The following is a 10,714-nucleotide window of genomic DNA, read 5'->3' on the forward strand; positions in this document are numbered from 1 at the left end:
AAATAGAGGGCAATTAAGAACAGGCTAGTGAAGCAGTCCTTCCTTTTTCAAATAATCTTTTGCGACTTCTTCCGCTGTTTCACCTTTGACATTTACTTTATAATTCATCTCCCGCATCTGGGCATCGGTAATTTTCCCTGCGAGTTTATTGAGTGCCTTTTTGATTTCCGGATATTTTTCTAATGTTTCTTTCCTCATGATAGGCACGCCTTGGTATGGCGGGAACAAATGCTTATCGTCTTTAAGCACCTTCAGATGATATTGCGCTAATTCACTGTCTGTTGAGTATGCATCAACAAGATTAATATCACCTTTTTTTACAGCGTCATAGCGGAGTTTCGGCTCCATCGTCTTTACATTTGGAAAATGAATGCCGTACAATTTTTGAATGCCTTTGTAACCATCCTGGCGATCTGTAAACTCCAATGTAAAGCCAGGCTTCATATATTGCTGTACCCTTTGCAAATCAGAGATTGTATTTAAATGATATTGTTTTGCAGTTTTTTCCGGTACAGCCAGGGCATACGTATTGTTATACGCCATCGGCTTAAGCATGACCATATTAAACTTCTTAAGCATGCCGTCTCTTGCCTGCTCGTAGACCTTTTTCTTATCCGTACTATTTGCATTTTCTTTTAAAAAGGTTGTAATGGCAGTCCCTGAAAATTCCGGATAAATATCAATATCGCCTGATTTTAGAGCGTTAAACACAAAAGAAGTCTTTCCCATTCCCGGCTTTAATTCTACATTTAAATCTGTGTCCTGCTCAATAAGCAGCTTATACATATTAATTAAAATTTCCGGCTCCGAGCCAAGTTTGCCGGCAATAACTATATTCTTTTTTTCATGTCCGAAGGTAAGGGGAATGACAACTATCAAGACAGCCGCAATGATTGCTATACCTACGGCTTTTACCGCCCGCTTAAAAGATGTGCGTTCCAAAATCCTTAAAATAATATCAAGTAAAATGGCAAGACAAGCAGCAGGAACAGCACCAAGAACTATTAAACTATTATCATCCCGGTCAATGCCGAGCAGGATAAGATCCCCCAAACCGCCTGCTCCAATTAAGGCTGCCAATGTTGCCGTACCAACAATCAATACCATTCCGGTACGTATTCCAGCCATAATGACAGGCAAAGCCAGAGGAAGTTCCACTTTAAATAACCGCTTCCGGCTATTCATCCCCATCGCTCTTGCTGCTTCAATAAGCGATGAGTCAACTTCCTTAATGCCTGTATAAGTATTTCTTAAGATAGGCAATAATGCGTAAATGACAAGCGCAATAATAGCAGGCACCATGCCGATCCCGACTAAAGGAATGAGCAATCCGAGCAATGCCAGAGAGGGGATCGTTTGTAAAACAGCTGTGACACCAATAACACCTTCTGCTATTTTTCTGTGTCTTGTTAAGTAAATCCCAAGGGGAATAGCAATAATAACTGCGAACAGCAGTGCAATAAATGAAATCTGAATATGCTCAAATAACGCACTCCATAGCTGGCCTTGTCTTTGCTTCAGAACATTTATAAAGGTGCTCATACGTTAACCTCTTTCTCCACTCTATCAGCCATGTATTGAAAGACTATTTGTCTAGTAATCGTCCCGATGATTTTACCGTCCTTTTCAACAGGTATGGCATCTTCTCCTGCTAAGCGGGCAAGTGATTCTTCTAAAGTTATATGGGATGAAAGAGGTTCGATATGTCCAACAGATAAATCCTCAGAAGGTGCTTTTTGCAAAACATCCTCTAAAGTGGCTTGTTTATCAAATATGTTAATCTTATCATGGCGGGCCCGCAATCCAATAAACTCATTAACAAAGTCATTTGCCGGGTTTTCGATAATCGCCTGCGGTGTATCCAGCTGGGCAATTTCACCTTTTCTCATCAAACATATCCGATCTCCCAGTGCTAATGCTTCTTGCATATCATGCGTGACAAAAATAATTGTCTTCTTAATCCGCTTTTGCAGATCTAATATGTCTTTTTGCAGTTTCTCCCGGCTGATTGGGTCTAAGGCACTGAAAGGCTCGTCCATTAAAATAATCTCCGGATCAGCTGCCAAAGCGCGAATAACGCCGACACGCTGCTGCTGACCCCCCGATAGCTCGCCCGGTTTCCTGTTGCGGTAAGTATCCGGATCCAATCCAACCATATCTAACAGTTCATCTACCCGCTTACGAATCTTATCACGTTTCCATTTTCTTAATTCCGGGACAATCGAAATATTTTCTTCAATAGTCATGTGCGGGAACAATGCAATTTGCTGAAGGACATAGCCAATATTCCACCGCAGTTCATTAATATCATACTCACTTATTTTTTTCTCATTAATGTAAATCGTTCCTTCTGTTAATTCGATTAAACGGTTAATCATTTTTAATGTCGTTGTCTTACCGCAGCCGCTTGGTCCAATAAAAACAAAAAATTCTCCTTTATTGATAGTCAGATCAAGGGAATTAACAGCTGTTGTCCCGTCATCGTATTTCTTGGTCACCTTTTCAAATCGAATCATCTCACTCCACCTTTGTAAAAGCTATATTTATCTATTGAGATTAACAAAATTTCCAGCTTACCGCCAGCCAAATTTCCTTAATTGTTAATATAAGATGATAAATAATCTTTTATTCTCGAAACAGGCATCTGTACGAATATTATTAAAAAGGATTTTAATATATTACCCTCTTTAATCTAAAAACTAGATGTCCTTTTTAATAGCTATTTACAACTTAAAATTAATATGTTAAATTAAAATCACAATTGAAAATGAATATCATTTTCAATTGTGATTTTGCAGTTGTTCTAAGATTCTCCTTCTTTATCCATGTAACAATCTTGGACACTCCTGTGACATTACCCATTCACTCTTTTTGTTACAAAAGCCGTATCTCGTTCCGATACGGCTGTTTTTTTATGAATTTACAGCTTTCTATTCCCCGGGGACAAACCTGCAGCAAAGCCCCGGTCCTAAATTCCATCATCGTTCCAGTTGGTACTAATCCAATTGGCGCAGGAATTAGTCCTTAACTACCTTAGAGCAGCAATTTCCGGTCACCCGGTAAATTGCTGTTCTTCTCCTTAAAACTATAAGTGAATCGATGTTTAATAATATTTTCAACCTGATAATTGGAATATATTACATTAAACCTCATTCCGGCCAAGTTAATAATATATAGTATGACTTTAAGTTCTTACCCTCAATTAATAGGCAGAAATTTCTGTAAATGGGGAGTCCATACGTATTATTCAAACAATATAATTAGGTTACTTTTTCCGTTTTTTCTTATATATTATGCCCTTCGAAGGCATACTAAAATTTCCATAATCAAAGACCGTAATTTCACCTGACTTTGATAAAGCAGAATTCACCCATTTAACGTCTTTCGGTTCAATACCGTTTTTCCGCAATTTTTCTTTTAATTCTTCTTTTTTTCTTTTGTAGTAACTATTTCTAGGAACCTTTTTCTCCATTTTATCCATGATAATCCAACCAAATCCAAACTCTCTTACGGGAACAAAGTGTTTTTTTAAATGATCAGGACAGTGTTTATATATTTTAAACTCAATTTCATTGTTTATAAATCCTCTTTTAGTAATAACAACTTTTAAAGCATATTTATTATTAACATCAAAGACAATTCTATTACGGCCCGCACCAATTACTTTATATTTCAGCCTCAATTCATTTTTTGCTTTATCGATCCATTGCTTTCTGCTTAAATGATCCATTATTCTTATTTTATTTACCCATGAATTTATTTGCTTTATATCATCGTTAGATAAAATATAACTCTGATTAGACCCTGACATTTTATTTTAACCCCCCTTTTCAGATGGAGAATTTATTATAAAGCAGACGAATTCCGATAACATTGGTTGTTGTTATATATTATGAAATTCAATTAATATTAGTTTATAATCCAATTCAAAATGGACTTGCCCTGTTACCGTGTACTGGCAAGGTTTTCCTATGCCAAATTTAAAAATTAGTTTTTTCTGGGATTTCTGGAATAATCGCTGGCCAGCCGGGGCACATTATCAGTGATGCAGCGGATACCCCTGACTCCCTATAGCATCACATTTCATATATGTAACTCCAAAAGATTGATTTAATTCCATGTAAGTAAAGCCACCCTGCTTATTTGACGGCGTTTTTCAGCAGGGTGGCTTTGCTTTGCCAAGGTGGTTCGTAAAAATATTTTGCACAGCGTTATAAAACAGAAAAGACTGCAGTTTTGTTTAAAAACTGCAGTCTTTTGTACAAATTTCAGTTAGTTGAACAAGATACGGCCCGTTTTCAGTTTTCATCAATATTGGTGAAACGCCTTTTGCATATTCCTGTAAAGAAACAGCTCCTTTAGATGTTTCTATTTGTACATCAACCCGAACAGGCAGATCAGACAATTTCTTAAAAATCTCTCTGGCAGTTTCCACAGTCAGACCTCTTGATTGCTTAAATATAAGATCCAAATCGCTAGAAAGTTTTACCGTATGAACCCCGCTTGCCAGCTCGAAACCGGCACTTCCGCCCGGTCCCCAAGTGATATCAGGATAATCCTGAAGAAGATGATCAACTTGAGGAAGAACTTGCAGCGCAGGCATTTCAATCCTTCTCTCACACCTGTTCCAAGCCCGATCAATAACCAGCTTCTCTGGTGAAAAGCGTTCCTTAATATTACTATAAGGAAGAAACGCCGCAAATCGTTCACTTCTTGTTGACCCGCGTATACCAATTGGTACTGTTTCTTTCATAAGGGGAGCTCTTCTGACTACAACAAACGGCGCTCTCCTTAACGAGGTCGCCACCCAATCTGGAATGGGGGAATAAGATATGATATTGTCTATATCTTTCAAACGAAGGAGATCATGTGTTTTTAACTCCATTGTTCTGCTAGCTTCTTTCTAACAACAATCGAAGCTTTACGTCCGCCTTCCAATGCTGCCTCAGTACGAAGCCGAATACTTAAATCAGTTGAATCATGACGTACATCAGTAATAGCATTCATTAGCTTGTCTTTAATCGTTTCAACATCTTGACTGCTTGGCGAATCCGCGTTAATGCCGTTGATGAGATCATTTAGTGCGCCCAATGTCGCGTATGAATCAATATCATACGCCATGGCAGGCACTTTCTTAGTGGCTTCATCTAATTCTTCGATACTTCTTTTTGTAATACGGGCTGCCGAACTTTTTGACATGGCGTGTACATTTACGCCTTTATCATGAAGTGCTAAAATACGATTGGCTTGATACCCGTGTGCTAAGAAAGCACCCGAGATTGCTTTACCTACTATTAATGAAATAACAGGATGTCCGGACCTCCTGGCTGCGGCATAAGCATCTGCAGCAGCGGCGCAAGCATAATGAATCCCAAACAACTCTTCTAAATAACCGTAGGCTTGGCTTGGGACATCTACAATGGCTACAATTGCACGGCGATTTCCATCTTTATCCTCATCAATGGCTTCGCGAACACATTTTGCAATCGCCCATCCTTCGTCTAAGCCGACTTCTCCGTTTCTGGCACGCGGAAAACGATTGTTTGGGTTAGGAACAACTGATATATAACGGACACGCTCATTTCCAAACTGTGTATCACCATAAAGGACAGATGGTATATCAGTCATAGGATTCTCAATGCCTGTCAGTGCAGTAAACCACGTTTTCCCCCGGCTTTCAGGTGTACCTTCCAGTTTCTTTTGAGAATCATTTGCTGTTTGTATTGATTGATCACCTTGAGTGACCTGTTTCCAAAGCTGACGGAAATCTTCCGGGTTTATGGACTGATTCGGATCTACTTTGTTTAAAAGCGAACGATATAATTCTACTTGTTCAGTTCTGTTTATTTCTTTTTTGCCTTCTGTAAAAGTTTTTTGGATAGCCTGTAAAATCTCTTGAATATCATCATTGACTAAATAATCTGCAAAACCCGTTACATAACGTTGCTTGCCGCCTATGGTACCCCAAATTAACTGACGGTCACTTGAATCAAATTCTTCAATACCCGCTTCCTGTTCAATAACTTCAGGGCCATTTAACCCGAACCGTGCCTCTTTTGTCATAATCAGATGACTGAATAACGCAGCTGTAATGGACATACCGCCAAAGCAGCCGACATTACCCGGAATCACTCCTATAACCGGTACATGCTGTCGTAAAGCTGCAACAGCTGATCCAATTTCTGAAATAGAAAGAAGACCATAATTGGCTTCTTGCAATCGAACACCGCCGGTATCAAATAACATCACCGGATATGTTTTAGTTCCATTTTCATTATCACAAAGAGCCAGCTCTAATGCGCCTGCGATTTTAGCTCCTGATACCTCACCGATTCCGCCGCCTTGGAAAGCCCCCTCTATCGAAATCACAACTGAGGATTGTCCGTTTATTGTTCCGCGAGCGATGATAACGCCATCATCACTTTCCGGAACAATACCCTGCGGTTCTAAATGAGGCGATTCAATGCCTTCAAACGGCCCTAACAACTCACGAAACGTCCCTTTATCTATTAATGATTTCGCCCGTTCCCGTCCATTTAATTCAATAAAGCTTTCTTTAGTTATTCTCGCCATGAAGGCTCACCTCCAGTGCTTGGGCCAGTCTTAAACTGACAACGCCCGGTGTCGCTCCAAAATCATTAATTGTTACTTTGGCCGAAATATTATTAACTGTGAAGAAATGATCCATCACCGCTTTCCAAACTTCTCCAAACCCTTCACTGCCGGTTCTGACTGAAATACTTGCTAAATTATCGCTTGTTGGTTCAAGCAATACTTCTAAATCCCCTGATCCAACAACGCCAACATGGGAGCGTTGCGGAATGGTCTTCGTTGCTTTATATTCAAACGTTAATTTCTCCAAAATAAGCACCTCCATCAAACATTATCCATTTATCTAAATGCTGAAAGATTGCTAAGTCTATCCAAAAATATAGCAGCGGCCAGCAAATCCGCGCTTCCCCCAGGCGAGGCATTAATCGACACAAGCTTTTCATCTAAAAAAGATAATGCTTTCATTCCCGCTGGTGTTAATGAACCGCCGGCTTTTAAAACAGCTCTGGCACCTGCTTTCGTTATGCTAAGCGCCTCTTTTCCGCCGCGGTGCAAAATACAAGTATCATCTAAGGAAGCCATCAGCGACAGCAAGGCATCTAACTTGGCATGCCGCTCTGATGCTCCTTTTTCCCGTGCTTTTTTTAAAGCAGGAAGCGCATATATCATGATGTGAGGAAATCCTTGTTGTGCTTCTCCAACTGCACCGGGAACGCCATAGCGATGCCTTACCTTCTTCCCATTTGTTGCTTGTTTCGGTGATTTCCGGTCAGGATAACGGGCAATGGCCCCTGCTGTTTGCGTGATTTGCCAGGCTGTGACATTCGGACCATTAATGGCCGCTGCTGATGCTAGTAAGCCTAATGACCAAATAGCCCCTTTATGGGTATTAACGCCTCCGGTTGCTTTGAACATGTCTTGTTCACCATAACGTCCGATTTCCGCTAATTGTTCCCGTAATTGTTGACTTGGCTTTTGATAAAAGCTGACTTCTGCCATTTTTACAAATGTATCTTTCAAAGCATAAGCGGAACGATGCATCGTTTCTATCGTCATATCAGAATGCGAACCTGAACTATTTCTATCTACAAGACCTGGTTTTGGCGTTAGATCGGCTTCATCAACAAGCGACATGACAGCTAATTGGGCAATATATTCTCCGTAAGCGGCCTCTTCCTTCCATATTTCATAAGTCTGTGCGTTCATTACCAACTGCGGAATTTTGCAGGTGGATGATACAATCCGCCGGACCATTCCACTAAGTCTTCTACGCTTTTTGCCGCCAAAAGGGAACGCTTTGCGTCTGTACGGCGAATATTTAAATCTTCTGGAAGAGCCACAATCCCTTTTTTACGAAGTTTTTCTGTGTCACGGAAATCATGATGAATGCCTATTGGTGTTACACCTGCAACAGCAGCCAGCGCTTGACGGCGTTCCTCTAAACTTTGTGCTTTATATAAATAAGCAACGCCTTCTTCTGTGACAACGTGTGTCACATCATCTCCGTAGATCATAACAGGTGTTGTTGCTAATTCTGCTTCTTTTCGGACATCTATTGCATCCAAGGATTCAACAAATACAGGTCTATTTCCGGATTGATAAGTTTCAACCATTTGTACAACCAGCTTGCGGCCGCGGCCAACCGGATCGTCACCTGTCATCATATCTAACCAAGCCTGTGTTGAATGACGGCGGCCTCTTGGATCATGTCCCATATTAGGGGCGCCGCCAAAGCCGGACAAACGCCCGGAAGTGACAGTTGAAGAGTTGCCAAATTTGTCTATCTGTAATGTCGATCCAATAAACAGATCAACGGCGTATTGACCGGCCACTTGGCACATGGCCCGGTTTGACCTCAGGGTGCCGTCCCGGCCAGTAAAAAATACGTCGGGCCGGGCTGCGACATATTTCTCCATGCCCACTTCACCGCCGAAGCAGTGGACACTTTCAACCCAGCCGCTTTCAATGGCAGGAATAAGTGTTGGATGAGGATTTAACGCCCAGTGCTTGCAAATTTTCCCCTTCAAACCAAGCTTTTCACCATACGTTGGAAGCAATAGCTCGATAGCTGCCGTATTAAAACCAATGCCATGATTTAATGATTGAACATTATGGCGCTCATAAACACCCCTAATTGCCATCATCGCCATTAAAATCTGCAGCTCGGTAATATGCCGGGGATCCCTTGTAAACAAAGGTTCAAGCTGATAAGGTTTGTCCGCCTCCACGATAAAGTCAACCCAGTCCCCCGGGACATCGACCCTTGGCAGCTCGTCAGTAATTTCATTAACTTGAACAATGACAATACCGTCTTTAAAAGCTGCTGCTTCAATAATGGTCGGTGTTTCCTCCGTGTTAGCACCAGTGTATAAGTTACCGTTTTGATCAGCTTTATCAGCTGCTACAAGAGCAATATTCGGAATCAAATCGACAAATAATCTTCCATAAAGCTCCAAGTAAGTATGGATTTCTCCGATCTTTAAAACCCCATCCTCCAGCATTTGCGCAACACGAAGACTTTGCGGACCGGCATAGGAAAAGTCCATTTTTTCCGCAATGCCTTTTTCAAAAATATTCAAATGTTCAGGCCGCGAGATGCTCGACATAATCATATGAAGCTGGTTTACTTTTTCCGGATCTACTTGCGCTAATACAGCTGAAAGAAAGGATGCTTGCTTTTGGTTATTGCCTTCAAGCACAACTTTATCCTTCGGTGATATCAACATTTCCAAGGCTTCGACCATTTTATCTGTTGGCAAGATCCGTCCATCGGCTAAATGTTTTACTTTTGAAAGACGCTTGGCTTTCTCATCACGGCGCTTTGTCCATGAACGTGTTGAATCTATATTCATATTCTCCTGCTCCTTTCATATCCCCATTTAAAACCATAAGGGTCAGCTTAATTCTTTATGACGTTTAATCAAAATCGATGCTGTTTTCCAACCGCTGTCCGATACGGAAACAGCACGGGCTTCAGGAAAAGCTTCTTTCGCCAAGTTTGTCAGAACCCGTCCCGGAATCATCTCTACATATAAACGCGCCCCAAGTTCGAATAGTACTGTTGTTGCCTCATGCCAGCGAACGGGATGAGATACACTGGAAGCCAGATCTTCTTTAATCGCTTCTTTCGTACGAAGCGGCCGGGCGGTTCGATTTCCGGCATATGGTATATCGGGATGCTTTAATGACACTTCATCCAGTATTTTGCTTAATTCCCCTGACACAGATTTTAAAAGAGGACAATGTGAGGGCACACTGACATTAAGCATATGTACTTTTCGCGCGCCAACTTCTTTAACTGCCTCAAATACTTTTTTTAAAGCGGAAAGTTCCCCGGCAATCGTCATTTGTGAAGATGAATTTAAATTTGCAATATATACGGGATTTTCAGGTGTATGGATCTGACAAAGGATATTTGATAATTGCTTTTCCTGCATGCCTAATACCACGCCCATGCCATACCCTTTTGGATACGCTTGCTCCATTAACTCTCCCCTGCGCTTAACTAACGCTAGTGCATCTTGAAATGATAATACATTTGCAGTTACAGCTGCACCGAATGCACCAACTGAATGACCTGCCGCCATATCAGGGTGAGCAGATTCCTCCTGAAGCAGCCTTACGATCGATACGCCGGAAACCAATAAACAAATTTGGACAGCGACAGTTGATTTTAATTGCTCTGATGTATCCAATAAAAGGACATCTTGTTTCAGCACGTCACTGGCTTCTTGCACTGTTTTTTCAATAATTGAATGCTCGGGTAAATCGTGCAGCATTCCCGGATATTGCGAACCTTGACCGGGAAATAAAAAGGCTGTCCCCATAGACTTCCTCCAATCTTTTTAAATACGCTTTTTAAATGATTGATATCTGTGATTTTTATTGTTTTTAGCAATGGGAGTATCTTCTTGGAACAGTAATGGCAGCTGTTGGCATGCCATCCCCTGTTATGCTAACTTCGAGCTTTCTGTCGTGTATCCTTCACCTAATAATGTTAAATATTAAAGGTTGATAACTTCCTTTTGTGACAGCTCTTCAATGATTGTTTCTACTAAGTAAGTATTCTTTTGATATTTCCATTAATCAGGGTCGACTGTCGACAATTGAAATTTACCATTTTTCAAATAAATTTGCAAGTATTAAAGCTTAATAGCTTAGT

Annotated in this window: 9 protein-coding genes; all 9 read right to left on the bottom strand. The window is 40.9% G+C overall.

All coding sequences use genetic code 11. The features are described from left to right. Positions 1 to 24 precede the first annotated feature (24 nt). Positions 25 to 1,542: an osmoprotectant update ABC transporter permease/substrate-binding subunit OpuFB gene (gene opuFB / locus ACFQRG_RS20620; RefSeq protein ID WP_380969740.1), complete on the bottom strand. Its 1,518-nt coding sequence runs from the start codon at positions 1,540 to 1,542 to the stop codon at positions 25 to 27. After that, positions 1,539 to 2,516 carry an ABC transporter ATP-binding protein gene (locus ACFQRG_RS20625; protein ID WP_380969742.1) on the bottom strand — a complete coding sequence of 326 codons (978 nt, stop codon included), beginning with the start codon at positions 2,514 to 2,516 and terminating at the stop codon, positions 1,539 to 1,541. Before ACFQRG_RS20625 ends, opuFB begins: the two co-directional genes overlap by 4 nt. 749 nt (positions 2,517 to 3,265) lie before the next feature. Then, positions 3,266 to 3,811: a hypothetical protein gene (locus tag ACFQRG_RS20630; protein ID WP_380969744.1), complete on the bottom strand. Its 546-nt coding sequence runs from the start codon at positions 3,809 to 3,811 to the stop codon at positions 3,266 to 3,268. A gap of 429 nt (positions 3,812 to 4,240) precedes the next feature. Then, a complete protein-coding gene (locus ACFQRG_RS20635; RefSeq protein ID WP_380969747.1) occupies positions 4,241 to 4,885 on the bottom strand; it encodes a malonate decarboxylase holo-ACP synthase in 645 nt (214 codons plus the stop codon). Next, positions 4,876 to 6,573 carry a biotin-independent malonate decarboxylase subunit beta gene (mdcD, locus tag ACFQRG_RS20640; RefSeq protein WP_380969749.1) on the bottom strand — a complete coding sequence of 566 codons (1,698 nt, stop codon included), beginning with the start codon at positions 6,571 to 6,573 and terminating at the stop codon, positions 4,876 to 4,878. Before mdcD ends, ACFQRG_RS20635 begins: the two co-directional genes overlap by 10 nt. After that, entirely contained in the window at positions 6,557 to 6,862 is a 306-nt protein-coding gene (locus tag ACFQRG_RS20645) for a malonate decarboxylase subunit delta (protein WP_380969750.1), read from the bottom strand. Before ACFQRG_RS20645 ends, mdcD begins: the two co-directional genes overlap by 17 nt. Positions 6,863 to 6,891: 29 nt before the next feature. Then, positions 6,892 to 7,758, bottom strand: a complete 867-nt coding sequence (locus ACFQRG_RS20650) for a triphosphoribosyl-dephospho-CoA synthase (RefSeq protein WP_380969752.1) — start codon at positions 7,756 to 7,758, stop codon at positions 6,892 to 6,894. Next, positions 7,758 to 9,404, bottom strand: coding sequence for a malonate decarboxylase subunit alpha (gene mdcA, locus ACFQRG_RS20655; protein ID WP_380969754.1), 1,647 nt, complete (start codon positions 9,402 to 9,404; stop codon positions 7,758 to 7,760). Before mdcA ends, ACFQRG_RS20650 begins: the two co-directional genes overlap by 1 nt. Positions 9,405 to 9,446: 42 nt before the next feature. Further along, positions 9,447 to 10,379, bottom strand: a complete 933-nt coding sequence (mdcH, locus tag ACFQRG_RS20660) for a malonate decarboxylase subunit epsilon (protein ID WP_380969757.1) — start codon at positions 10,377 to 10,379, stop codon at positions 9,447 to 9,449. Between the last annotated feature and the right edge of the window lie 335 nt (positions 10,380 to 10,714).

Origin of the sequence: Scopulibacillus cellulosilyticus (genome assembly GCF_042665295.1) — a bacterium.
GTDB classification, from domain to species: Bacteria; Bacillota; Bacilli; order Bacillales; family Sporolactobacillaceae; genus Scopulibacillus_A; species Scopulibacillus_A cellulosilyticus.